Genomic DNA, 23,976 nt, shown 5'->3' on the forward strand with positions numbered 1-23,976 from the left:
TACCGGGGTGTGTAGTTAGTTTAGTAGCTTTTAAAATAGTTTTTATTCCTTCTTATAAGAGTGGTTAAGTAGTGATTGAATCAAGGGTGGTATGTAATGAGTGTTTTAGATGAGCTTAGAGAGATCCTTGAAGACCATGAGCTTGATGTCGAGGTTAGGGATGGAGAGCTACAAGGCGTTCATGGAACTCTTCCTATAGCCATAGTCATAGCTATAGATGAAGACAATAATAGAGCTACAATAGAGCTAAGAGCTCTTGAAGACTTGGAGGATGTCATGAATGAACTCGTTGAATCAGGTGAGGATCTTCGATCCATAGTCGATGAGGTGCTATCGGAAATACGTGATATAGCAATAGAGTTATCCCGAATCCTTGAGTCACGAGGATACAAGGTTTCAGTAAACATACGTGAAGGAGAAAGCGATGTAAGGGATTTGATGGAGGATATTATCGAAGAGTATGAGGAAGTTGTTGGCGTGGAAGAAGAGTAAAGGTGGGTAGTGTGGGCAGGTTATTTGGTACGGATGGAGTAAGAGGTGTTACCAACAGGGATCTTACACCCGAGATGGCGCTTAGGCTAGGACAAGCTATTGGAACAGTCTTTGGCGAGGGCTCTAGAATTCTTGTTGGTAGAGATATAAGAGCAGGCGGTTACATGATTAAACAAGCTGTTATAGCTGGTCTTCTTAGTGCTGGTGTAAAAGTTTATGACGCAGATCTAGTGCCTACTCCTGCACTACAATACGTTGTTAAAACTGATGGGTTTGATGGAGGAGTTATGATTACAGCAAGCCATAATCCCCCCGAGTATAATGGAATCAAGGTCATTGATAGTGATGGTATTGAAGCTCCTCGCGAGAAAGAACAAGAAATAGAAGAGCTTTACTTTACAGGGAAAGTACATAGAACATCGTGGTCATCATTGTTAACAGACCCTAAACCATACCCTTATGTTAATGAAAAGTACGTAAAGGCAATTGTTTCTCATGTTGATAAAGAAGTTATTAGGAAGAGAGGTTTCAGGGTAGTAGTCGATCCCGCTAATAGCGTTGGATCGATAACTACTCCTTGGGTTGCACGTGAACTAGGAGTTAAGGTTATTACTATAAACGGAAATCTGGACCCATCTTTTCCCGGTAGACCTCCCGAGCCTACCGTGGAGACTCTGGCTGACACTGCTACAGTCGTTAAATCACTTAACGCCGATTTCGGGATAGCTCATGATGGTGATGCCGATAGAGCCATAGTAATTGATGATAAAGGTAGAGTCCAATGGGGAGATAAAACAGCAGTTATTCTAGCACGATTCATCGCAGAAAAACACAAGGATCTTCCGAGAAGAGTCTTTACAGCAGTTTCTTCAAGTACGCTCATCGAGGATATAATGAAGCCTCTTGGGATAGAAGTAGTGTGGCTAAAAGTAGGTAGTATAGGGATCTCCAGAGAATTAGTAAAAAGAGGAGGTATATGTGGTTTCGAGGAGAATGGAGGATTCATGTACCCGCTACATCACCCTGTCCGTGATGGTGCAATGACTTTTGCGCTTCTTCTCCAGCTTTTAGCTGAAGAGAGACGTAAATTATCTGAGTTATTCGATGAACTACCTCAATACTATGGCATCAAGACAAAGATCCCTATGCCTAGAGAAAAAGCGCTTGAAGTCGTTGAGAGAGTTAAAGAAGTATTTAAGGATTACAGGCAGATAACAATTGATGGCGTCAAAGTTATTGGTAATGACTTTTGGGTTCTAGTAAGGCCTAGTGGTACAGAGCCGTTACTCAGGATAATGCTTGAAGCTAAAGACAAAGAAAAAGCAGAAGAAATACTTAGAACAGTAAAGAGTATTGCTGAAGAGGTGCTTCGTAGATGAGGTACTGGGCTCTTGATGTAATTGCTTGTCTATATGATAAACATTATCCACTTGAACTAATAGTTTTCAATAAAGAAGAAGAAAATATTGAGGTAAAAGATATTCCTGTACCGTATTGTCAAACATATTGTGGGTACCTTAAAGAAGAGATAAAAAAGGACAAAGAGTATCCTTGTGTTGAATGTCTGAAAATAGAGATTACGGAAGGATTAGTTTATTGCCCTAAATGTCTACATTGGTACCCGATAAAAAATGGTATATTGATAATGTTACCTAATAACAAGAGAAACAGGAAAAATGATATAGAGTTTCTTAAGAAATACAAAGATAAGATCCCAGAGAAGATATTGAACGAGGGTAAACCTGTTAACTTGTCATCAGGGTGAACAACTAGGTTAGTTTAATAGGGGTCTAAGGAATAATATCACATAAAAAATCTATGCAGCGAGGCTGTAGGAGAATTGTCTGCAATGTTGTCAAATCTTGATGCATGGGTTAGAAAACAAAAAGAAGTACTCGAAAGCTTCCGTAAAGCTGAGGAATCAAACAAGAATCCAGATCGACTAGACTTGATAGTTCTATCTAGGACGGCATTTCAGCACATGATTAGAACAATTACAGCTTTTGACCAATGGTTACAGGAACCATTTGTTATAAGTCATATGCCGAAAGAAATGCTTGAAGACGTATGGAATACAGTCAGGAAGATCCTAAATGAGTTGCTTGAACTTGATATAAGACATACAAGCGGCTTTAAGGAGTATATTGAAAAATTGGCTAAGGAAGGGAAGCTGAACCCGATTCTGGTATCGCCAAAGGAAGTGCCAAGAAGAATTTCGTTATCAACATAAATAGCTGGGTATCGTTACATCAACGCCAGTAAGATAGGGAGTATTAGTTCTTCTTTTATTATAGACTAAAATTTTATAGATTATAATTGAGAAGAGAAGATGTCTTGAATATGTTTTTGTTTAGATTTGGGAATATTTGCTAAAATAGTCTCCTTCTTCTTGCCCTTCTAGTACGGGATGCAAGTTCTACTTCTGTATCTATTGGTGCAATCTTTATTCTAAGCTCGTCAATTAAATTCTTTATTTTTTCTTTTTCTTCATCACTAATAGCGTTTTCATTATTCTGTAGAAACTCTCTGCCCATACTTGTTACAACAAGTTTTCTCCTAGGATCTGTTTCTAGCAGTCCCACATATAGTAATGCTACAAGGTCATTGTGTAAATCCTTGCTTGATGGTGTTGTGCCAAGCATTATAAAGTTATATCCAAGATCATAGTCTTTTTCCTTCATATAGTATATTAGGTGTTGTAAAGCCTTCTCTGAAATGCCTCCGAGAATATTTATCATGTATAAGAGCTTTATTTTACGTGGATCGTTCTTTATGTCGTCTATTGTTATTACATGTTTTGTTATAATCTTTAATTCCTTTGATTTACCTGATGTACTTGATTGTTTTGAGGACATAATTTCCCACCTATCACTTATTTTTTCTCCTGATTAACTCTAATTTCTTTTACTTCATCATATAGTTTTTTTAACGCTTCCTCTTTCTTCATGTTCTTTGTTATCATTAATACTGTTAATCTATAGCTTAAGTATTCGTCGCCTTTATCTCCATATAGTTTCCTGTAAATATCTTTTAGCGACTTCTCGATCTCTGTAATCTTAGGTGTTTCTAGTGTAACAGGGGGTTTTTCTTCAAGTAACTGCTTTAGTGTTTCATCTAGCCTCCTTAAGTAGGCTCTTGATGTAGTGATATGGCTTATGTGAGCATAAGATAACGATGCTGCCAATATTATAACATAAACTGCCGTAAGGAAAAGTATGTCTACATTGGTTAGTTCAACACCTTTTTCTATAATCGATAAGAGTAATGCAAGTGATGCTAATGCGGTCAGACTATTAGCTATTGTTGTGTTATAGCGTAGTAGTACAATGCTTGTAATCAAGAGCACTAAAACAATATTTATGGTTACTATATCAAATAATATTATAGGTAATGTTGCAGCGTATAATAGTGTAAGCCCTATGATTATTGTAGGCATTAGCATTGATAAATGAGTCTTCATTCTTTCCTTGGCACTTATTTTACTATACAAATACACTTTATCCTCATATTCTTTGACGGCTTTATACAAGTCCTCGGTCATTAGCTTGCCATTGATATAATCTTCGACAATACCTTTTAACTTGATAATATATTTGAGTAGAAGACTTAATGCATCAATATACCTTCTTGTGGGTATCGGGGGTCTCGGGGTATTCTCGAGTACGTTTATAGTATCTCTTATCTGTTTGGTAATGGTATTGATCATTGGATCGTGTTTTTTCGAGAGCTTATCAAGAATAGATTTCAGCGTCTTCAATATATTCTCTTCAACAACTTTATTGGGATTCACTCTGAGACACCTGGTATCACTTTCCGATTACTAGGAGAATGTTTTCATTTAATAACTATATCGTATAGCCAGTTAATTTTTCTAAAATAGGGTAAGCAAATGTTCTTGGGCATCTAGGTTTTTTACGGTTTTTAGTATGAATTAAACTGTGATGTGATGATAGAGAGTATGTTTGCCCGAGGCCTTAGGGGTTGGGGTCTATGAGGACTTCAGCGGCGCCTGATCATTTCTTCACTTAATAATCTTGATACAGTGTATTGAGATTCTAAACAATTTATTGATATATGAATAATTAATTCTTAAGAATCCTCTATTATATCTATCATTTTAGGGTGAAGAGCGGTGCCTGTGATCGAGGAAATTAAGGGTGTTAAGGCGATAAAGAGGATTGGTGCACACAGTCATATAAGAGGTCTAGGTCTTGATGAAAAAGGTAAAGCAATCCCTGTCGCAGATGGTCTCGTCGGCCAAATAGAAGCGCGTGAGGCAGCTGGCATAGTTGTCAAGATGATTAGAGAAGGACGCATTGCTGGTAGGGGAATACTACTAGTTGGTCCACCAGGTACTGGTAAAACAGCGTTGGCGGTCGCTATAGCGAGAGAACTAGGTGAAGACACTCCATTCATGGCTTTATCTGGCTCAGAGATCTATACATCAGAGTTATCTAAAACAGAAGTGTTGATGCAAGCTCTAAGGAAAGCTATTGGTGTGAGAATAAAGGAGAGAAGATTAGTCTATGAGGGAGTTGTCAAAGAACTTAAAATTAGGAGAGTAAGACATCCATTTAACCCATATGTTCTTGTACCTAGGGAAGCCAGGATTACGTTGGCTACAAAAGATGATCAATTGACACTCAATGTTGGAGAAGAAATCACTGTCCAACTACTCCAGCTCGGTGTAAAACGTGGAGACTACATATGGATTGATGCTGAGACAGGACGTGTTCACAGAGTAGGGCGTGTTAAAGGCGTTGAAAAAGCAAAGTACTATGATGTTGAAGCAGTAAAGTATGTTGAAATGCCCAAAGGCCCTGTAAAGAAAGAAAAAGAGATAGTCCACACGCTATCATTACATGATCTTGATGTGTATTATGCAGCACAGAGAGCAACAATAACTGCTCTTCTCGGTCTCGGTGTTGAGAAGGAGATACCCCCTGATGTGAGAAAAGATGTTGATGCCCAAGTTAAGAAATGGTTGGAGGAGAAGAAGGCGGAGATTGTTCCAGGAGTGTTGTTTATAGATGATGCTCATATGCTCGATATTGAAGCGTTTAGCTTCTTGTCACGTGCAATGGAGAGTGATTTGGCTCCAATAATAATACTTGCGACAAATAGAGGCATCGCAAAAATCCGTGGAACAGACATAGAGTCGCCTCACGGGATGCCTCTCGACCTACTAGATAGACTACTAATTATCCCAACAAGACCATACAAGCCGGAGGAAATTAGAGAAATAATAAAGATCAGGGCTGACGAAGAAGAAATCGTCCTAACAGATGAAGCACTCGAAGAACTCGTGAAGATAGGTACCGAAACAAGTTTGAGATACGCGGTACAACTACTTGAACCAGCAAAAATTATTGCTTCAGAAGAAGGAAGAGATACAATTACAGCTGATGACGTGAGAAGGGCTAGGAGTTTATTCATAGATGTTAAGCAAAGTGTTGAGTATCTACGTAAGTTTGAAGAAAAATTCCTGAAGTGACAATGTTTTAAATTAAATCAATTAAACCCATTACTCCTATTATTGTTGAAAATATTGTAAGTACTAGAAGATAAATCATATTTATAAAGTAAACGTTTTCTCTATATTTCAACCACGATATTACGTAAAATAATGTTATCACGATTAATGGACCTGTAAATAGTACACCTATTATCGCAGAAGATGATATTATAAGGGATGTATAGAGAACTTCTTCTTCACGTACAAGGGTGGCGTGTTCTATAATGAAAGTTAAGAAAACCCCCAGTAACAACATGTAGTTAAAAATAGTGTCCATTCCTATGGTTTTTGTACAGCTTATTTCTTCGGTCATAATTCTTGAGGCTGTATATATGCTTGTAAGCGTCAGGAAGACAACTGAACACAATCCTATACTGTATACTGTGAGGGTTAGTCTACCGAAAAAGAATATTGGCTTAAGCGAATCAGCTACAACGAATGTATGAACAGGATATAGATAAATAAATCCTATTGAAGCTACGGATATGCTTATAATCGCAGTAGTTAACGCGCCAGCATAGATGCTTTCATAATTGCTTTCTTTATCAACCATTTGTATTATTATAGAATATGGTGCAGCTGACGCGCCCCAGAGGGCCAAGAGATCAAAATATTCTATTGGCTCAAAGACTAGCGGCTTCTTAATCAATTCATTAGCGCTCAGTATAAACAAGACTACATACACGAGCAAGAATAGGGATGCAAACGATAGTATTCTGAGTATTTTGCTCGTTAGTGTTGTCTTCGACAATATAAGCCATACGATAGCTATGAATAATATTGCATAATGAATCCAGTATGAGCCATAAACTATTGATAATATTATTGATATACCGATAAGGTTTGCATAAGCGGTAAACAACCCTGCTGAAGAGATAGTATAGCAAAAGACCAGTGACAATAGTCTATGTTTCTTTAGGAACATAAGGATGTTTTCATTGGGCGTGTTTATTGCAAGGAGAATGACCTGTTGAAGATAAGTCAAAGGGAGTATCATTAACGCTGCTATTATGAACCCAGAGAAACCATAAACCGCGCCAAGCTTCATAAACACTACTATGTTCGTTATTTCAAATCCAGTGAGTGCAGCTATGAATCCAGGTCCTAAGGTCTTTAGTAATCTCAATAGTCTACCCTGTCTTAGGACTCAATATTAAACATGGATTATAAATGAAAGGACGTGTCGCATTTTATGCAGAGTAAACTTAAGAAGATTCTGAACAAATGTTCATAAATGAATTCTATTATTTAATTTTGATTCATATTATTTCTATGACTTAGTCTTTTCGTGAGCTTCTCTATTTCATAGAGAATTGTCTTTAAGTCTTTTTCATCAACGTTATTTAATACAATTACTATATTGTGTTGAAGACGGGGTGTTGAAGCTGCAACATTTTTCGTGGTCTTGTTTGTTAAGTCCTTTGATCCTATTCTTAAGTGGTTGTACATTATTGGAATTAATGATAATCCTAAGTATACTGTTATTATTAGTAAACTCAGCATGTCCAATACTATACTCCTCTCTGAAATTATCTTCTGTAGTGATAATTGACTAATGGATTGTTTTTAAAGGGCTACTATATGTAATAGTAGGGTATTATCTATAGGGGCAAAATATTATGGTATTACTCTGTTGTTACTTGTATTCCTAAATGTTTTACACCAAGAGTTTACTCGAGAATGATCCTTACTTCTCTTATATTAGACCAGCAGACCTTCTTTACGCCTCTTTGACCTGGTTTATAGCCTGTTTTTACGAGGCCAGCGTCTTCAAGTCTTTTTACTTGTGCACTTGCGTTGGCTTTGCTTTGTCCTATTTTTTCAGCGATCTCGCCTATGTCAAGTTCTTTTTCGCGAACTAGTTTTAGTATTTCCAGCCTGGTTTTAGAGGCGAGGGCTGAAGCTATTCTTTCTATATAGTCAGCTCCTCTTACGAATAGTATTCCGTTTTCTTCATAGATTCCCTCTTTTTTCAAAGGCTGACTAGATTCCATTAATACCGCCCCCTTTTCCTATTATTAGTATCTTCTTGTGCTACTAGATTGTTAGAAACTACTTATTAGTTTTACTCTACAATGAATTGTTTAAGCAGTAGAGCGAGATAATAAAGTTTTTAGAATAAAGTTTATATTGATGGGACAACTTCTTCTCCGTGTGACACTTATCAAAGAGTCTGGATGGAAATATAATATTGTCAAGTTAATAAGGATTTGAGAGAAAGAGGTGTTGCGTAAAAGACTGGTATAGTGATTATAATGCCGAAGATCGGTGAGATCTATAGGAAGCTGACAGAGAGGGATTTCAAGGTACTTAACGCTATTGAGAAAGGTATGGCTAAATATGAGTATGTACCTCTTGAAGTGATCGAGAAGTATACTCGTATGCCGGAAAGTCACGTGGAGCTTTCTTTAACGAAACTTCATAGATTGAAGCTTGTGAAGAGACAATTCATGATGTACAAAGGATACCGTCTCACGTATTTGGGTCTCGATATGCTTGCGTTGAGAACACTTGTAAACAAGGGTGTGCTTGAAGCTATTGGTGACCGTATGGCTGTAGGTAAGGAGAGTGAAATCTATAGAGCACTTGCGCCAGGCAATAAAATGATTGTTGTGAAATTGCTTAGAATCGGTCGACCCAGTTTTAGGGGTACGAGGAGATTAAGAGTATTTGCCGTTGACCCTCATCTAGACTGGTATAAGCAATCTAAAATTGCTGCTGAAAGAGAGTTCAAGGCATTAAGGGAACTATATTATGCTGGTGCAAATATACCGAAGCCCCTTGCATACAATAGACATGCTATAGTGCTTGATTATATTGAGGGAATTGAGCTTTATCGTAAACCTGCTCTTGAGAATCCTAGTGAAGTGCTTAGGGTGATACTTGAAACAATAAGGAAAGCTTACCTAGAGGTAGGCATTGTTCATGGTGACTTAAGTGAATATAATGTATTAATTGATGTAAGGACAGGGGATCCCGTCATTATAGACTGGCCTCAATATGTAGAGAAAGATAACCCGAGTAGTGATTTTTTGTTGGAACGAGATGTAGAGTATATAGTCAGGTTTTTCAATAAAAATTACAAGATAAGCATAGACACAAAAAGGGCTTTAGCCTATGTCAGAGGAGAACGTGAAGAGCCCTGGTGAATCCGGGGCTACTAGTGATGTAATCATAGGGGTAGATATTCTTCCAGGTCATAGCCCGTCTTCTAGTAAACAGCCCCATTACGCAATGGCTGTTCTAAAAGATGGTAAAATTATTGATAAGTATGAAGATATTTCCTTGTCGAGACTCTTACGCCTCATATGGGAATACAAGCCGAGTATTATAGCCATAGACAACGTCTATGAACTTGCTCCCTCCGAGCATAAACTGGCTAAACTCTTTGTCTTGTTACCTCCCGGTACAAGTATTGTCCAGGTAACGGGTTGGGGGCCTGATGCACTCAATATAAAGAGTATGGCAAAGAGCATAGGGATAAATGTTGATGGGAAGTTATCTCCTCTAAAAACAGCTATTCTCTCGGCGTTAATAGCGTGGAAAGGATATGGATATAAAGTAAAACTTCTCGAGGAAAAGACTAAGATCATAGTTGTTCGGGGAAGAAGCGTAAGCCATGGTGGTATGAGCTATAATAGGTATGTCAGGAGTATTCGCTCAGGCATACTTGCTGTAGCCAAGGAGATTAAGAAAATACTTGACAGAAATGGTTTCGACTACGATCTATTATTTAAGAAAGCCAAGGGAGGCCTTGAGAGAGCAGTATTCATAGTGTATGCACCCCGTGAGAAACTCTATGGTTTAATCAAGCCAATCAACACGAAGAGCGTCAGGGTGATTATAAAACCTGTTTATAAAAACAAAGTAGTTGTTGGAGAGGATCTTAGAAAAAGCGGGAAACCAGTCATCGTAGGAATAGATCCTGGTGTAAGTACTGGTATAGCAGTAATAGATCTTAACGGCGTACCACTCTTCCTCTATAGTTCAAAGAATATCGATAGAAACGACATAATAAACATGATCTCGTCTATAGGATACCCTGTTATTATTGCAACAGACGTGGCGGAGGCTCCTGATGCAGTAAAGAAGCTCGCTGCTACAGTAAAAGCACAATTATTTGTTCCACCTCGTAACTTGTCTACTGTTGAGAAAATAGAGATCGTTAGTATGCTTACAAAGAAGTATCCATGGCTTGACGTAGAGGATAGTCATGAGAGAGATGCTTTGGCTGCTGCTTATAAGGCTTATCAGAGTCTTGAGGATAAATTCCGTCAGATCGAAAAGAACCTGAGAAAATACGGTATAAGTCTCGATGAAGATAGGATCAAGGTTGCAATCATAAAGGGAAAGACTCTTGCTGAAGCCATTGAGGAAGAATTAGAGAGAATTATGGAACAAGACATAGGTTTTACACAAGATACTACAGTACCTATAGATGACAAGAAGAGTACTACAGCTGAAAAGAAACATGATACAAGTAAAAGAATAGACTCAAGGATAAAAGCCCTCGAGGCTGAAAAGAAGAGGCTTAGTCAACAAATCAGGGATTTAAGTCAGAGACTAGAGGCACTAGAAATAGAACTGAGAACATTAAAATCAGTTAAAGAAGCAGACCAAGAGACGTTGAGAGAAATTGAGAAACTCCGTCTTGAAAACAAATCGCTGAAGGATGAAGTAACTAAGTTAAAGAATACTATTGAGCAACTCGTAAACGAGAACAAAACACTTAAACAGCTACTTCGAATTGTTGCCTACGAAAACTATATACCTGTTCCAGTTGTTAAAAGCCCGACACTAAGTAATGTGATTAAATCTGTAGAGAATAATGTGGGCTTATTGAAGGCAATATATGTTAGCGATATAGGAAGGCTTTGTTGCGAGGTGCTTAAATACCTAGAAGAAAACCGTGTTGCGCTTATTGTGGGACAAGATGTGGACAACGAACTATTGGATGATAGAATACCTGTGGTGTCTTTGAAGAAGTTCAAACATTATATCGTTGACGACATAATATTCGTTGAACCAAGCATTATAGGTGTTGTAGATGAGCTCTGGAATATTATTGAAGAAAAGAAGAAGGAAGACGAGTATGAGAGAATCTTGAAGCTTATCGAGGAATATCAGGAGATGAGAAAAAAGAAGCTTGGTTTAAAGGGAGAGCTCTCACGACTTTAGTACAGTAATGCTTCTCCCCTCAGGATCAAGTCTGTTAACCTAGTTATGCGGGCTAATTCGTCGTCAACAATTCCTCTTATATCGCTTATGATATGTGCTGGTAACTCGTTTCCTTCTGGAACAACTTTTACGTCTGCAATAAGTGGCTGGTCAATAGGTTTACCTATCTGGCTTAACAGTTTTACATACACTTCACGTACTCCCTTGACTTCGCGGTATATTCTGTTAGCGATAATTGATGCGGCTACATTGTAGATTTTACCGACATGGTTTACAGGATTCTTTCCAGCTGTTGCCTCTAGACTCATTGGTCTCATAGGAGTTATCAAACCATTGGCTCTATTGCCTCTACCTGTAGCCCCGTCGTCACCGTGTTCAGCAGATGTACCAGTAACAGTTAAATACACAACACCCTTCTCGATCATATCAGCGGTATTTACATGGACATGGACATCATGATTTGGTGCTAGTTTAGAAGCAAGGTCGAGAACAGCGTTCTTTATTTCTTCTTTAACATTCACGTACTCATCAATATCGTGTACTTGGCTAGAAACTATGGCAGCCGCGATCGTCAAATCGATTTTCGATCTATTTCTTAGTCCCATGACTTTGATGTCTTCGCCTACTGCTGGAACTTTGCTCTTAAACTCTTTTGAGTTCAGTAGTCTCTCTGTTTCAAATACAAGTTTTTCAAGTGTTGATAGGGGTGCGAAACCTACTCCAATACTGGTATCGTTGGCTAGAGGTGCTTTGCCTTTTGCTTTGAATACTTCTACTAAGTCTGCTGAACCCTTACCTATTCTATAATCAACGATAACATGGATATCGGGGTCAAGGAACCTGAAGTTGTTGCGTATCCAATCCTTTACAGCTTTGACAACGAGTTTACCCACGGGAACAGGCTCTATACGCCCATTGACTATGACATCCGTTGTCGCCCTACCGGAGACAAGGATAAAGATCGGGTGAAGTACTTCACCTCCCCCAAACCGAGGTTTCGCCTGTCCTCCAACAAGTAGTACTTTGTCAAGGTTGTGGTGAAGAATGGTGCCGAAGTTCTTAATGTAGTATTCACAAAGAGCTCTGCTAGCAGCCTCTGCAGCCGAGTCAGCAATGTAATCAGGGTGTCCGAGCCCTTTTCTCTCTACAAGCTCTACATCAACTTCATCCATTGGCGTGAACTTTATTGGTTCAACGACTATGTTTCTCTCAATACCGCTCATAGTATTCACCTGGCTTTGTTGTTTAGTATCTCTAATTAAAAGTGGAATCTTTAAATATTAATGCCTGTGGTAGTGAGTGTTAATAGCTGAGTAAAAGAGTTAACTCGTGTATATTAAATAAAACTATGTATTCTCTTGGGATTCAAGGACTGCTTCACCTTTGTAGAAGCCTAGGATTCTCGATGGGCCGGGTATCCTCTCGAGAACATCATTATCATTTACAAACAATTCCTCGCCAAGAATTTTCTTGAACCTAGATATAATGTCTTTCGATAATGTAGCAGGTTTTTGGTCGCCAGGTATTAGAATCGTGTAGACTAGACTCCTCTTTTTGACAAGCTCTGGGGGGCCAACAATTACTCTTTGGTAGAAACCATATATCTCGTCGTGTACGGGCTCTATCCCGATTGCGAGTTTAAGTTCAACATTCTTGACGTAGTTCTTCTTCCCGTATATCATAAATGCTCCTTTACCCAAGTATTCTCCTGAAGGAGGAGTCTTTGATACTTGCTCGCCTTTTACCCAGAATACATCGATAGCGGCGAACCCTGCTTTCCAGGCTTTTGAGTAGCAGGCAGCGATCACTGCTGCTTCACGTATACTTTGTTCACTGGGTTGCATCCCCCTCGTCTTGAGTATGGTGGCAGGTGCACCATGGATATCGGCGTGCAGGAAAATATCGTTTGGTTCGAGATATTTTCTTACCAATGACTCGTTTTGGCTTGCATCCCTACCGGCAACTACTAAGTAGCCTTCACTAGTTATAAGCCAGTGATATCGTTCATACCACATCCTTGGTTTGATTAAGAATCTAGCCTCCTTAGCTCTAGCCACTCTTTCTGCCTCTATTTCTCTACGTTTTTTCTCAAGCTCTTCAAGTACCTCCAAGGCCTTCTTATACTTGTGTTTAAGTTCGCCAATTCGTTTATACAGTTCTTTAATAGTTGTCCACACATCCTTCCTTATGTCAAGACAAATAATCTCCTCGTCAACATTAATACAGACCAGACCTTGCTTCTTATTGTAGCTTTTAACATTGTTGCACTCAGTTACTTTCTCCCAGCCAAGGCTATTCCTGATCTTATTAACACAGTTCAGTATCTCTTGAACCTCATAGGCCTTCATAGATAATAGCAAGGCTTTTTTCTCGAGATCTTTGATCTTCTCTTCGTATTCAATGACAAGTTTTTTCTGTGCTTCAATAGTCTTATTGAGTTTCTTCATCTCTTCTTCAAGAATCTTCTTTCTTCTATTCTCCTCCTCAATCTTCTCAATATAAGTAAAATAGGCATCTACAGCATCATTAAACGTATTTGTCTCTATGACGTCGAGTCCATGGATTTCTTTATAGACACTAGGATAATATGGCGTGAATGATACGGGTATATCCATGTTGCTGTTTCTTACAAGAAAACCTTTACCCCCACTTGATTCATTAATTAGATTCTTTAGTTCGTCAAATATTCTTAATAAATCGTTTTCGCTGATGGCCTTAGGGTCAATTGTTTTTAATTCATAAAGACCTGCTCTATACAATACCTCTTCAGCTACTTCACCTGGAAGCATTAGCCCTCTAGCAACACCCCTCACTAAATCCCTTCCCATTCTGATTCTGTTCACTATAGTTTTCTCGTCTATTTCTAGTAGATCTAGTGAAGATGGAGGAAGCTTGTATTCAATTCTTGGCTTTATGCTTCTATCCTTCATTTCAATGAACTGGCTTGCATAAATTATCACGTTCTTATCATTTGTGAGTACTAGTGTGCCTCGAGGTAGAAGCTCTACGTATAGATTGTATGTTGTTTTGTGTGCAGATATAGTTAATTTTATGATTCTCTCGAAACCTATGTTATTGCAATCAATAATTATGCCTCCTCTAGTATGTTTTCTTAGTACAGCTGTTAGTTTATCAATAGATTTAGCTGAAGGCTCTACGCTGGAAAAGTGTATTCTTCTGCCTGGCTCTATTTTCAATAATAATCTTGATTTTCCATGTATTTTCATGTACCAATAGTTCGTAGCCTTATAAATATTTGAAATCCTTGCACCAACAACAGCATTTTTGTTCTCTCTAACCCATGCCAGTATATCCAAAATATTCATTGATTTTTTGAGCATGGTATCATCATCTCAGTAAAGTAAATTGTAATGCATCACTTATGAATTACTGATACTGATACAGGTTCTTATTGAGATTATTTTTATAACATGTTTTTATGATTATCATTAAACTATTATATGATCAATGATAAAAATATTATTATTCTAGGAAAAATATAATATAACAGATGCCAACTAATAGGTGGATTAATTGGTATGTAGTAGTTCCGATATAAAAAGAGCACTTTTTGAATTAGTTGCATTACGTGACGCATTAAATAATCTTCATAACTGGTGTTCTACTAGATCCCGTGGACTTAGTGAAATATATCCATTAATTGAGGAAGCACAAAAAAGATTCGCAGAGTTAAAAAAGAGTAGTGAACCTGAACATTTCACAAAATTCCTTGAAGTACTGGATAAGATCTATAGAAGTAGGGCATTTGAAGACCTAGTTGGGCTCGATATAAAAGAAGTTGAAGGGCGCTTAAATGAACTAGAAAAATATATGAAAGCCATAAAGTTTCTCAATGAATGTTACGAGTGGAAACAAGGGCATCGTGATAAAATAGTAATAGAACCCTTGGTTGTAAGCTTTGGCGTATTCAGGAAGATCAGAATTCCGTATACCGAATTCTATAAAGTATATATGTTGTTCAATCAACTTGAAATAAGACTTAACGAGCTAGCACGTATTCTTAAACTTAAAGACTCTGTTCTAAAAACATTTGAACATCTTTATGATTTAGCTAGAATAACACATAGCATTAGAACAGAAAAACTTGGATTACCGAAAGAACATTATAGCACAATAACATTAATTACAACAAAACTTAGCCCATCATCAATGCCTTTTGACATATCGTTAAAGAGTGTTAAAAACTTGTTTATTGAAGTAAATGACGCACTTAATAACATAGATGATATGGTCAAGAAACTTAGTGAGGAGAAACTTGTAAAAGAGCTTGTAAAGATGCTATCAAAGTAACATCTAGCCAGACACAATATTCTATGGATTTATAATATAGAATTCCAAAACAGTAAAGCAAAGTATTTTTTGTGAAATATCAGAATTAGAGGGAGGGATTTATAGGGTAGATAACAGTATCTTGTGGAGTTTGTGCTATCTAAGAAAATAGCATTAATAAATGCTCGAAATGCTCTAATATTATGGTGTTTGTAGTGAAGATGATGACAGAACAATTGCGTGAAATCATTCGTGATTTTTATAGCAAGCTAGATGAAGAGGATCGTGTTGTTCTTGTACGATTTATTATTGGTTTAATCTATGGATTCATCGCATATACCATGTATAGGTTCAACATAACAATTATAGTCGACAACTCTTACACAATATGGTTCTTTTCCTTCATAGTGTATTTAACTAGTGGTTTCATTGTTGATAGAGTTATTAGAGAAAAGACGTTGTTTCTATTATTTATTAGGGGATTGCTGACATTTTTCTTGACATGGATTATTGTAGCTTTTATACTGTTTGACTTATTCGGATAATTCTTTTCTTATACTATCTGGTATCTTGCCATACAGTAGGTATTCACGTAGTCCAGGTGCTAGTAAGGGCTCATTATTGACAACAGGGTACCTAAACGGTAATTTTATTTCCCTTACAACTCCATTAACTTCTCCTTTAATCACGACGTTATCAACGTATTTTATTGAAGATAATGAGCCTGTTTCAATAAATTTGTTTACTACATAAGTAGCTCCATCGATACTATACTGGCCGCTGCCAATATTTCTCTTGAGGGCACGGGGGGCCCTTGACGACAGTAGTTCTTTTGTTCTACCACGAGGTGGATGATCACCGAGAATACCTCCAATAACTATTACATCAACTTTTTCAAGATCATTTTTTGTAAGAGTCAGTGGAGCCTGGGGGTCTAGTATGAGTATTCTTTCTTGAGGATAAAGTTCTAAGACACTCTCCGAATATGTTGTACAGCAGTATTTTTTGAAAAGTGGATGATATTTTTCAGGGAGATTGGTTATCAATATATTATTACAGCCGGCGATAATACACGAATGTCTATACTCAAGAAATAACCATACCCCCACGGTATCTTCTAAATGTTCTATAGCTATTTTCGGTCTTCTTCCCATAGTTTCTTCCTCAACGCCTCTAACTGTTCTATAGGTTTACCACAGTATTCGGCAGCTGTCAAAACTCTAATATTATTCTTTTCCGCGGCAACAAGTAAATCCCGTATCCTCTCCTTGTAGTCAAGGTCTCTCAAAAGATGATGATCGAGAATAATTGTGTTAAGGTTTACTGTGTTACCAATAATTTCTTTCATGTTCGCTAATGCCGTCTCAATATTCTCATTACTTATTTTGTGTCCTTCCATGTATGTTGGTGGCCCGGATATTATTAGTATGTCTGGATCCTTTTCTATAATAAAGTTCTTAGCTTTAGTATTCATTGGACCCTGGACATCACTTGCATGGAGTATACTGATGTCTTCGCATGAAATATACACCATTACAACATATCCTAGTTTTGTTCCATCACATCCATGGGGAACGGGGTCCGAAAACTCTAGTATTATGTTGTCATCTATTGTAAACCTATTGCCGTCAGCTATATTTAGGGATTTTACGAGGTTTTCGACATTCTTTTTCTTTAAGAGTACGTATGCTCTGATTTTCTGGCTTGGATTAATGTTTTCTTCAGGATGTTTTATATAGAGGTGCTTACCTCTATAGTATTCCTCCTCTCCATCTCGGTATAGATAGTGGTCTCTATGGTAATGTGTTATGATAATATAGTCGCTATCCACGACCTCCTTATGGACTTCGTCTAGGTGTTTCTCGAATCTCTCAAGCTCTTTTGGATGGGGAGGTAGGCCGTATCGTTTTGGCGCAAAGCTCACGCCGGGGTCAATGAAGATTTTCGTCCCGCTCATGTCAATTACTGTAGCCATAGCCCTTGTGCCCATACTGTCGAAGCCTATTAGTTTAATTTTATAATTCCTCAAAGGACTTGCTTACCCGTTAGCAGCTCTATGCTTTTCGTTTGATATTTTTATCATAGCGGGTAATAAAAAAGTGCTAGAAAACTATCTAATCGAGAGGGTGCGGTACCCAGCCTTGGGTATCATGGTTGTTCAACCAAAGGATTTGAGAGAAGCAGGTGAGGCCATAAAGAAGGGTATTCAGAATAAAAATGTTGTGATCATTATAGGCCGTTGTAGTATTGAATACGAAGGACGTAGTGAATCACGGTTATCTGAGGGAGAGAGACTGGTTATAATTAAGGAGGATGGTGCTTTTATAGTACATAGACCTACTGGTTATGCCCCGGTCAACTGGCAACCAAATACTTCAGCTATTAGGGTCGAGCATGCTGATGACATGCTTGTTGTCACTGCTATACGTAGTAGCCCAAGGGAAATTGTTAGAGTATTCTTTAGTGATGTAAAGGCTGTTGTTATGGGGAAACTTGTTGATACAGGAGAGTTCATAATATATCTTGATGAACATGAAATAAGGGATTTGATTTACGAGGAACCATGGATTGTTGAGGAAGGGCTTAAAATTATTGAAAAGGAGAAGAAACTGCCTGTAGGCAGTATTGATTTATTTGGATATGATAGTAGTGGTAAGCCCGTTATCATCGAGATCAAACGCGTAACAGCTTCACGTGATGCAGTACTGCAATTATACAAGTACGTAGAGTCTTACGCTAGAAACTATGGTGTAAAACCTCGTGGAATACTTGTAGCTCCCTCGTTAACACAGAAAGCTATCGAGACAGCTGAGAAACTTGGGCTCGAGTATAAGGTTGTCAATATCCAGAAGCTCTGGAAAATGAAGAAAGAGAAGAAACGGGTGGGCATAGGTGGAGAAAAAAGCATACTTGACTTCTTTAGAAAACAAAACAGTACATGAAGACACGGTTTTGCTTTATGATACAACATATAGTCGATACGATGAGCTATATAGAGATGAACAATATGAGAAATACGAGTATGTGATTTTCAATAAGCGCATCCTACCTGGTTCCTTGATTCTCGACCTAGGCTGTGGCACGGGTCTCTTCTACGAATTTCTTAAAAACGAAAACATTAATGTCGAGAAATATATCTGTATCGACCCAAGTAGTGGTATGCTTTCTAGGGTTCTAAGTAAAACACATGGTGGGGACAAGTTTAGAATACTGATAATACAAGGATATGGAGAACAAATTCCTTTGAGGAGTAACATGGTTGATACAATATATTCTTTCACTGTCATAAATAATGTTATTGATAAGAAGAGCTTTCTTTATGAAGCAAAAAGAGTTCTTAAAAAACACGGAGCACTACTTGTTTCATTCCTAGAGAAAGACCCTAATAAAAACGGTATAATAGAGATGATAGATAATGTCTGTAGCGAATCGCCTGATCTAGAATGTGTTTTTATCGGATGCAAAGGTAAAGATTGTTTTTATTTGATCACAAGAACTTAGAATGGTTTTAAGGAATAAACGTTTATATATAGCTTCATTTATATCGTTTTACCAAGGATACATGGAAGCTTTGAGATAATGGATAGATCTTGTGAGGGATAAACTTGGTAGCCACAGTAAGACAGCCGAGCACACCTAAACTTGTGTCTCCTCTAAAATACCTTAGAGGAGCAATAAACCAAATCGTATTAGTTAAACTAAAAGATGGGACAGAATATGTTGGGGTACTAGAACTTGTAGACAATACTATGAATGTTGTTCTATCTGACTGCGAGGAAATAGATCCTGAAGGAAAACCAACAGCGAAGTACGGCAGGGTACTAATTAGGGGTAGTCATATACTGTTTGTCAGCATAAACTACGGACAAGTAGCACCCGAAATAGCTGCAAGATAATTCTTAAACCATTAAATCAAACTATTAAAGAGATAATGTAAAAACCGTAATAATTCTGGCAATGATTGAAGGTGTTAGAAGTGTTAACTGCAAGATATATCATGACTCCTGAGATAAGATATATTAATGTTAAAGATAGTATAGCCAAAGCTGCCCGAAGAATACTTGGTGAAGGAGTAGGTAGTCTTATTGTCGTTGACGAGAATGTATCACCAATAGGTATTGTAACCAAGAGAGATATAATAAGGGCTATATTATTCGAAAAATTCAATTCTGATGAACCTGTCGAAAAGATCATGAGTAAACCTCTCATAACTATTGATGCTGATGCACAGATCGAAGAAATAATAAATACAATGATTAAATATAACATAAGTCATTTACCCGTCAAGGAAAACGGTAAAATAATCGGTATGATATCTGATCAGGATCTTATGGAGTACCTCAAGGATCTCTTAGATATTATTAAGAAGAAGCTCGGTGAACAATGAGTCTAGCGATCTGTACTATTTTTATGTAATTTAGTTAGGGAAACATTTTATCCTTGTACAGTGTATGCTTAGCTTGGGTGAGAATAATTTCTAATAGTAGGTGATTAGTGTGGGTGGATTAATACCTAGGAAGACAAGAAAGTTTGGCTGGAGAGATAAATATAGATGGCTGAGAAGTGATGGAAAACCAAATTTCGATGATAGGATCTATAGGAAGACAGAAGAACTGCTAATTATTGCGAAGAAACCTGTAGCTACAGTATCTTCTTCAACACCTATTATTGAAGCATTAGAGAAAATGAGTCGAGGATATAGGAGTCTTATAGTGATCAAGGGATCGAACTTACTTGAAGGACTTGTTGTTTCAATGGATTTCATAAACTATCTTGGTGGGGGAGAATACTATAATATTGTCGTGAATAGGCATGGAAGAAATATTTTCTCGGCATTAAAAAATGAACATGTTTCAACTTTGATGAATAGAGAACCCGTTGTAGCATATGTTGACGAGAAATTCCCTGATGTTCTAGAGAAAATGGTGGTTAATGGTGTGGGTGTAATTCCTGTTGTAACTAGAAACAATGAGGTCTATGGCATCATAACAGAGAAAGATATTCTAGACTACTTGTCAACAAGCACGTATGTTGGCGTAAAAGTATCTGAAGTAATGTCCTCTCCTGTTGTAACCATTGATGCCAATGCAACGATAAAAACTTCAATGGAAAAAATGACCAAATATGGGTTCCGTCGTCTTCCTGTGACCAAAGGAAATGTAGTTGAGGGAATCATAACAGCTATGGATATAATAAAATTCTTCGGAACGCATGAAGCGTTCAGGAGGACTACCACGGGAGACATAGAAGACGTACTTAAAACCCCTGTTAATGAGCTCATGGTGCGTGAAGTAGTTGCTATAGCACCTGATAAGGATATTGGGGAAGCGGCAAAACTTATGGCTGAAAAGAATGTTGGCTCAGTGTTGGTTGTTAATGAGAACAATGAGCTTATTGGAATAGTGACTGAGCGTGATATACTGTATGCTGTGGCTACACCTAAAAAATAGATTTTAACCTCTCATAAGCCATTTACATCTCACGAATAAATATATGCGGACTATAGATCTAAACCATGCTTACGGGTGGTAGTTATGAAAGCAAATGACTTTATGACAAAAGAGTTTCCACTAATAGACAAAAACGAAACGTTGTACCATGCATATAAAGTCATGGAAAAACATGGAGTAGATAAGATGGTTATTTATGAATACGTTGTGGTGGCAGAACACCGCGAAGAAAGAAGGCTTGCTGGAGTTATTACAAGCAGGGATATAGTACAGAAATTAGCTACACAGAGAACAAGACTTACAACACCCAGTAGTTTACATGTATCAAGTTTCATGAACGCACCAGTGGTCTATGTTACACCAAGTGAAGATGTAGTGAACATACTTAATATAATGGTTGAAAAAGGCTATGGCATACTCCCCGTGGTAGAGAATAATGATATTGTTGGTGTGATATATCGTGAAAACCTCCTCAAATTACTTGGAGAAGATGATACCGAAGTAAGAGTCATAATGGATACACAACCCTTTGTAGCAAAGACTACTGATAGAGTACTGAAAGTTAGAGACACAATGCTTAAGAAAGATGTTTCCTTCATGCCTGTAGTAGATGATAAAAATGATCTAGTAGGCTACGTGACTATATTTGATGTAGCATATGCTATATTCAAATTCCAAGATATAGTGCCAGCTAAATTCAGGAAAGAAAGGATAATGCATTTGATTGTAGAGGATATAATGAGGTTTAGGCCTCCTACCTTAAGAATAACAGATACCGTAGTTACAGCTGCTTCAAAAATTCTTGAAAAGAACTCAAGGGGTGCTATAGTTCTTGATGAAATAGGTGATATTGCTGGTGTAGTAACAATACATAGAATAATCGAGCATTTATACGAAAAAATCAGTCAGGGTAAATGATATTACCCTCAACAACTTACTCGTTGTTTTTAAATAAAAGTTAATGGTTTCTTATTCATGTCAAGATATTAAAGTGATATTTTGTTTTCCTCTTGGTAGCAGCTGGAGGCGTCTCTGCAATGAGTGAACCCAGGTTTGTTGTTGACACTATGCTAGGGAATGTTGCAAGATGGTTGAGACTATTAGGCTATGATGTAATCTATGGTAGAAAGCTTGAGGACTGGAAAATTTTGATGATTGCCGATAAAGAAGATAGAATCATACTTACAAGGGATAGAGGACTGCATCACAGGGCCTTGAGCAAGGGGTTGAAAAGCATTCTGTTAGAACAAGATACTATGGAGGAAAGACTCGCTTATTTGGCTTTAAAGACTGGTATTAGGCTTTACGTTGATATAGAGAAATCCAGATGCCCAATATGTAATGGCGAGCTTGTGAAAGTAGGTAAAGATGTTGTTAAAGGGCGTGTCCCACCCCGGGTTTATGAGAAGCATAGTGATTTCTGGGTTTGTAAGAAGTGTGGGAAAATATATTGGATGGGAAGGCACTGGAAAGGTATAGAGGAAACACTTAAGCGGGCACGTGAGATACTTGAAGAAATGGAGCAAAGGAGGATCAAAATTGTCGGGACAAAAACCAATTCATCCCAGTGAATTATCGTATGATGAAGGCGTTTTTCTCGTCAAACTGGCACGTAAAGCCGTAGAGTACTATTTTGATTCCGGCGGCAAAATACTCGAACCCCCCGAGGACACACCTGAGAAACTGAAAAGACCAGGTATGTGTTTTACTACTATTGAAACATACAAAGGCGAAGAGCTTAGAAGTCTACGTGGATGTATAGGTTTTCTTGCGCCAATACAGCCTCTTGTTGAGGCAGTAATTAAATCCGCTATTGAGGCAGCATTTAATGATCCTAGGTTTCCGCCAATAGCCAAAAGCGAGTTGAGCCAAGTTACTTTCGAGGTTTCTATTCTATCTACTCCAGAGCCTATTGTTGTTGAAAATAGGTGGGATCTACCTAAAAAGATAATTATTGGTAAACATGGACTTGTTGTGAAGAAAGGCTTCTTCCAGGGTACATTACTGCCCCAGGTTCCAATTGAGTATTGTTGGGATGAAGAGACCTTTCTCGCGGAAACATGTATAAAAGCGGGTTTAACGCCGGATTGCTGGCTGCATGAAGATACTGAAGTACTTGCATATGAGGGTAGGGTGTTTAGAGAAAAGAAACCATACGGTGATGTCGAGGAATTTGATTTATCGAAAGAATATGAGCGGTTATGTAGGAGTAAGTTAGGTTAAGTCTCCGCAGGCACAGAGAACTTCGTGCAGTAAGTAATGGAGTTCGTCTAAACCAGTTCCATCTTTTGCTGATACTTTGACGGGTCTTAGTGCTTGTCTCGTTTTCAGGGCTATTTGTGTGAGTTCGTGAGATAAATCGCTTAGCAATCCTTCTCCTGTTTCTTCTTGTTTCGCTAGCTCAACGAGTTTCTCGGGCTCTTTTATCAATAATTCAGCATACTCAGTATTGGGTGCTACATCGATTTTATTTATCACGGGTACTATCGGTAACCCCGTTTTTATTTGGGTCAGTAAGCCTAGGAACCATAGTACTAGTGCGTCTGTTAGTGAAGTTATTGCTGTGGCATCAATTATGAAGACCCCTATTATACTGCCTAGACTCCTCAGCTTCTCGAATAGTATGTTGCTGCTGGGGCGGAATATGAATGCCTCCATTTGGCCAGGTGTGTCTATGAGTATTATATCCCATTCATCAATATTGTTGAAAGGATTTTTCTCCATTATAGAAGAAGTATTTTCTGCAATTAGTTCTCCTGCTTTTATGAAAGCCCCATTGGGTCCTAGGTTGTACTTAACCATGATGTCCCTTATTGTGAACATAGACCTTATATCGAATACTGGCTTATAGGGTAAAATCTCGGCACCAGGATCCAGATTTACCTGTGCAACACGCAGCCACAAATTATCCTTAACCCACTTGCCATAAGCGTTAACAAGGCTTGTCTTCCCGCTGCCAGCGGGACCAATAAACGCTACGATCATTACCATAGTGTTGTCTTCCTCCAGTGAAGTAACTGTTAAAACGGTTATACCTAAACAAGTTATTAA

27 protein-coding genes are annotated in these 23,976 nt (G+C 38.0%); 17 read left to right on the top strand and 10 right to left on the bottom strand.

The genetic code is table 11. The features are described from left to right. Positions 1-96: 96 nt before the first annotated feature. From J4526_04720 to J4526_04735, 4 genes are all read left to right on the top strand, one after another. On the top strand, positions 97-492 hold the full coding sequence (locus J4526_04720) for a hypothetical protein (GenBank protein WFO76140.1): 396 nt from the start codon (positions 97-99) through the stop codon (positions 490-492). An 11-nt stretch (positions 493-503) separates the two neighbouring features. Next, entirely contained in the window at positions 504-1,871 is a 1,368-nt protein-coding gene (gene glmM / locus J4526_04725) for a phosphoglucosamine mutase (GenBank protein ID WFO76141.1), read from the top strand. Next, a complete protein-coding gene (locus J4526_04730; protein ID WFO76142.1) occupies positions 1,868-2,257 on the top strand; it encodes a hypothetical protein in 390 nt (129 codons plus the stop codon). Before glmM ends, J4526_04730 begins: the two co-directional genes overlap by 4 nt. A gap of 84 nt (positions 2,258-2,341) precedes the next feature. Further along, positions 2,342-2,722 (top strand): DUF2153 domain-containing protein, encoded by a 381-nt coding sequence (locus J4526_04735; GenBank protein ID WFO76332.1) that lies wholly within the window; start codon positions 2,342-2,344, stop codon positions 2,720-2,722. Positions 2,723-2,861: 139 nt separating this feature from the next. Here J4526_04735 and J4526_04740 read toward each other — a convergent pair whose 3' ends face one another. Both J4526_04740 and J4526_04745 read right to left on the bottom strand, forming a co-directional pair. Beyond that, positions 2,862-3,347 (bottom strand): hypothetical protein, encoded by a 486-nt coding sequence (locus J4526_04740; GenBank protein WFO76143.1) that lies wholly within the window; start codon positions 3,345-3,347, stop codon positions 2,862-2,864. A gap of 17 nt (positions 3,348-3,364) precedes the next feature. Beyond that, a complete protein-coding gene (locus J4526_04745; GenBank protein WFO76144.1) occupies positions 3,365-4,282 on the bottom strand; it encodes a hypothetical protein in 918 nt (305 codons plus the stop codon). Between the two features lie 342 nt (positions 4,283-4,624). On the opposite strand from J4526_04745, the gene J4526_04750 reads away from it, so the two are divergent. Further along, entirely contained in the window at positions 4,625-5,986 is a 1,362-nt protein-coding gene (locus tag J4526_04750; protein WFO76145.1) for a RuvB-like helicase, read from the top strand. A 7-nt stretch (positions 5,987-5,993) separates the two neighbouring features. Here the strand turns inward: J4526_04750 and J4526_04755 are convergent, their stop codons facing one another. The 3 genes from J4526_04755 to J4526_04765 all read right to left on the bottom strand — a co-directional run bounded on the left by J4526_04755 (position 5,994) and on the right by J4526_04765 (position 8,001). After that, positions 5,994-7,133 (bottom strand): hypothetical protein, encoded by a 1,140-nt coding sequence (locus tag J4526_04755; GenBank protein ID WFO76146.1) that lies wholly within the window; start codon positions 7,131-7,133, stop codon positions 5,994-5,996. Between the two features lie 122 nt (positions 7,134-7,255). Then, a complete protein-coding gene (locus tag J4526_04760; GenBank protein WFO76147.1) occupies positions 7,256-7,516 on the bottom strand; it encodes a hypothetical protein in 261 nt (86 codons plus the stop codon). Between the two features lie 161 nt (positions 7,517-7,677). Further along, complete coding sequence (locus tag J4526_04765) at positions 7,678-8,001, bottom strand: ArsR family transcriptional regulator (protein ID WFO76148.1); 324 nt, start codon at positions 7,999-8,001, stop codon at positions 7,678-7,680. A gap of 261 nt (positions 8,002-8,262) precedes the next feature. Between J4526_04765 and J4526_04770 the strand changes: the two genes are divergently transcribed. Continuing rightward, on the top strand, positions 8,263-9,156 hold the full coding sequence (locus J4526_04770) for a phosphotransferase (protein ID WFO76149.1): 894 nt from the start codon (positions 8,263-8,265) through the stop codon (positions 9,154-9,156). After that, positions 9,125-11,185, top strand: coding sequence for a DUF460 domain-containing protein (locus J4526_04775; GenBank protein WFO76150.1), 2,061 nt, complete (start codon positions 9,125-9,127; stop codon positions 11,183-11,185). The genes J4526_04770 and J4526_04775 overlap by 32 nt, the downstream gene beginning before the upstream one ends. Here J4526_04775 and J4526_04780 read toward each other — a convergent pair. Both J4526_04780 and J4526_04785 read right to left on the bottom strand, forming a co-directional pair. After that, positions 11,182-12,408, bottom strand: a complete 1,227-nt coding sequence (locus J4526_04780; GenBank protein WFO76151.1) for a methionine adenosyltransferase — start codon at positions 12,406-12,408, stop codon at positions 11,182-11,184. The two genes, J4526_04775 and J4526_04780, sit on opposite strands and share 4 nt — an antisense overlap. Before the next feature lie 123 nt (positions 12,409-12,531). After that, entirely contained in the window at positions 12,532-14,526 is a 1,995-nt protein-coding gene (locus tag J4526_04785; protein ID WFO76152.1) for an NFACT family protein, read from the bottom strand. Between the two features lie 193 nt (positions 14,527-14,719). Here J4526_04785 and J4526_04790 point away from each other — a divergent pair, with 193 nt between their 5' ends. Both J4526_04790 and J4526_04795 read left to right on the top strand, forming a co-directional pair. Continuing rightward, complete coding sequence (locus tag J4526_04790) at positions 14,720-15,496, top strand: hypothetical protein (protein ID WFO76153.1); 777 nt, start codon at positions 14,720-14,722, stop codon at positions 15,494-15,496. 194 nt (positions 15,497-15,690) lie between these two features. Continuing rightward, positions 15,691-16,020, top strand: coding sequence for a hypothetical protein (locus tag J4526_04795; protein ID WFO76154.1), 330 nt, complete (start codon positions 15,691-15,693; stop codon positions 16,018-16,020). On the opposite strand, the gene J4526_04800 is transcribed toward J4526_04795, so the two are convergent. Both J4526_04800 and J4526_04805 read right to left on the bottom strand, forming a co-directional pair. Beyond that, complete coding sequence (locus J4526_04800) at positions 16,009-16,629, bottom strand: hypothetical protein (GenBank protein WFO76155.1); 621 nt, start codon at positions 16,627-16,629, stop codon at positions 16,009-16,011. The genes J4526_04795 and J4526_04800 overlap by 12 nt on opposite strands. Continuing rightward, positions 16,608-17,465: an MBL fold metallo-hydrolase gene (locus tag J4526_04805; GenBank protein WFO76333.1), complete on the bottom strand. Its 858-nt coding sequence runs from the start codon at positions 17,463-17,465 to the stop codon at positions 16,608-16,610. The genes J4526_04800 and J4526_04805 overlap by 22 nt, the downstream gene beginning before the upstream one ends. A gap of 160 nt (positions 17,466-17,625) precedes the next feature. Between J4526_04805 and nucS the strand changes: the two genes are divergently transcribed. The 8 genes from nucS to J4526_04845 all read left to right on the top strand — a co-directional run bounded on the left by nucS (position 17,626) and on the right by J4526_04845 (position 23,148). Continuing rightward, positions 17,626-18,417, top strand: a complete 792-nt coding sequence (gene nucS, locus J4526_04810; protein WFO76156.1) for an endonuclease NucS — start codon at positions 17,626-17,628, stop codon at positions 18,415-18,417. Beyond that, positions 18,368-18,976: a class I SAM-dependent methyltransferase gene (locus tag J4526_04815; protein WFO76157.1), complete on the top strand. Its 609-nt coding sequence runs from the start codon at positions 18,368-18,370 to the stop codon at positions 18,974-18,976. Before nucS ends, J4526_04815 begins: the two co-directional genes overlap by 50 nt. A 104-nt stretch (positions 18,977-19,080) precedes the next feature. Next, positions 19,081-19,371 (top strand): ribonucleoprotein, encoded by a 291-nt coding sequence (locus tag J4526_04820; protein WFO76158.1) that lies wholly within the window; start codon positions 19,081-19,083, stop codon positions 19,369-19,371. A gap of 80 nt (positions 19,372-19,451) precedes the next feature. Further along, entirely contained in the window at positions 19,452-19,862 is a 411-nt protein-coding gene (locus J4526_04825) for a CBS domain-containing protein (GenBank protein WFO76159.1), read from the top strand. Between the two features lie 109 nt (positions 19,863-19,971). Next, positions 19,972-20,925 (top strand): CBS domain-containing protein, encoded by a 954-nt coding sequence (locus J4526_04830; protein WFO76160.1) that lies wholly within the window; start codon positions 19,972-19,974, stop codon positions 20,923-20,925. An 84-nt stretch (positions 20,926-21,009) separates the two neighbouring features. Further along, complete coding sequence (locus tag J4526_04835; GenBank protein ID WFO76161.1) at positions 21,010-21,843, top strand: CBS domain-containing protein; 834 nt, start codon at positions 21,010-21,012, stop codon at positions 21,841-21,843. Between the two features lie 119 nt (positions 21,844-21,962). Next, the gene (locus J4526_04840) at positions 21,963-22,496 is read left to right on the top strand and encodes a hypothetical protein (GenBank protein ID WFO76162.1); all 534 of its coding nucleotides are present in this window, start codon (positions 21,963-21,965) and stop codon (positions 22,494-22,496) included. After that, positions 22,465-23,148, top strand: coding sequence for a TIGR00296 family protein (locus tag J4526_04845; GenBank protein ID WFO76334.1), 684 nt, complete (start codon positions 22,465-22,467; stop codon positions 23,146-23,148). The genes J4526_04840 and J4526_04845 overlap by 32 nt, the downstream gene beginning before the upstream one ends. Here J4526_04845 and J4526_04850 read toward each other — a convergent pair. Then, complete coding sequence (locus J4526_04850) at positions 23,140-23,916, bottom strand: ATP/GTP-binding protein (GenBank protein WFO76163.1); 777 nt, start codon at positions 23,914-23,916, stop codon at positions 23,140-23,142. The genes J4526_04845 and J4526_04850 overlap by 9 nt on opposite strands. Positions 23,917-23,976 lie beyond the last annotated feature (60 nt).

The sequence above is a fragment of the Desulfurococcaceae archaeon MEX13E-LK6-19 genome (assembly GCA_029637525.1).
Taxonomy (GTDB): domain Archaea; phylum Thermoproteota; class Thermoprotei_A; order Sulfolobales; family Desulfurococcaceae; genus MEX13ELK6-19.

What these genes read in the sequence shown, in the direction of transcription:
- J4526_04720 (WFO76140.1), top strand. Translation starts at nt 97, where the DNA reads ATGAGTGTTTTAGATGAGCTTAGAGAGATCCTTGAAGACCATGAGCTT.
- J4526_04730 (WFO76142.1), top strand. Translation starts at nt 1,868, where the DNA reads ATGAGGTACTGGGCTCTTGATGTAATTGCTTGTCTATATGATAAACAT.
- J4526_04735 (WFO76332.1), top strand. Translation starts at nt 2,342, where the DNA reads ATGTTGTCAAATCTTGATGCATGGGTTAGAAAACAAAAAGAAGTACTC.
- J4526_04740 (WFO76143.1), bottom strand. Translation starts at nt 3,347, where the DNA reads ATGTCCTCAAAACAATCAAGTACATCAGGTAAATCAAAGGAATTAAAG.
- J4526_04765 (WFO76148.1), bottom strand. Translation starts at nt 8,001, where the DNA reads ATGGAATCTAGTCAGCCTTTGAAAAAAGAGGGAATCTATGAAGAAAAC.
- J4526_04770 (WFO76149.1), top strand. Translation starts at nt 8,263, where the DNA reads ATGCCGAAGATCGGTGAGATCTATAGGAAGCTGACAGAGAGGGATTTC.
- J4526_04775 (WFO76150.1), top strand. Translation starts at nt 9,125, where the DNA reads ATGTCAGAGGAGAACGTGAAGAGCCCTGGTGAATCCGGGGCTACTAGT.
- J4526_04780 (WFO76151.1), bottom strand. Translation starts at nt 12,408, where the DNA reads ATGAGCGGTATTGAGAGAAACATAGTCGTTGAACCAATAAAGTTCACG.
- J4526_04785 (WFO76152.1), bottom strand. Translation starts at nt 14,526, where the DNA reads ATGCTCAAAAAATCAATGAATATTTTGGATATACTGGCATGGGTTAGA.
- J4526_04800 (WFO76155.1), bottom strand. Translation starts at nt 16,629, where the DNA reads ATGGGAAGAAGACCGAAAATAGCTATAGAACATTTAGAAGATACCGTG.
- J4526_04805 (WFO76333.1), bottom strand. Translation starts at nt 17,465, where the DNA reads ATGGGCACAAGGGCTATGGCTACAGTAATTGACATGAGCGGGACGAAA.
- nucS (WFO76156.1), top strand. Translation starts at nt 17,626, where the DNA reads ATGGTTGTTCAACCAAAGGATTTGAGAGAAGCAGGTGAGGCCATAAAG.
- J4526_04835 (WFO76161.1), top strand. Translation starts at nt 21,010, where the DNA reads ATGAAAGCAAATGACTTTATGACAAAAGAGTTTCCACTAATAGACAAA.
- J4526_04840 (WFO76162.1), top strand. Translation starts at nt 21,963, where the DNA reads ATGAGTGAACCCAGGTTTGTTGTTGACACTATGCTAGGGAATGTTGCA.
- J4526_04850 (WFO76163.1), bottom strand. Translation starts at nt 23,916, where the DNA reads ATGGTAATGATCGTAGCGTTTATTGGTCCCGCTGGCAGCGGGAAGACA.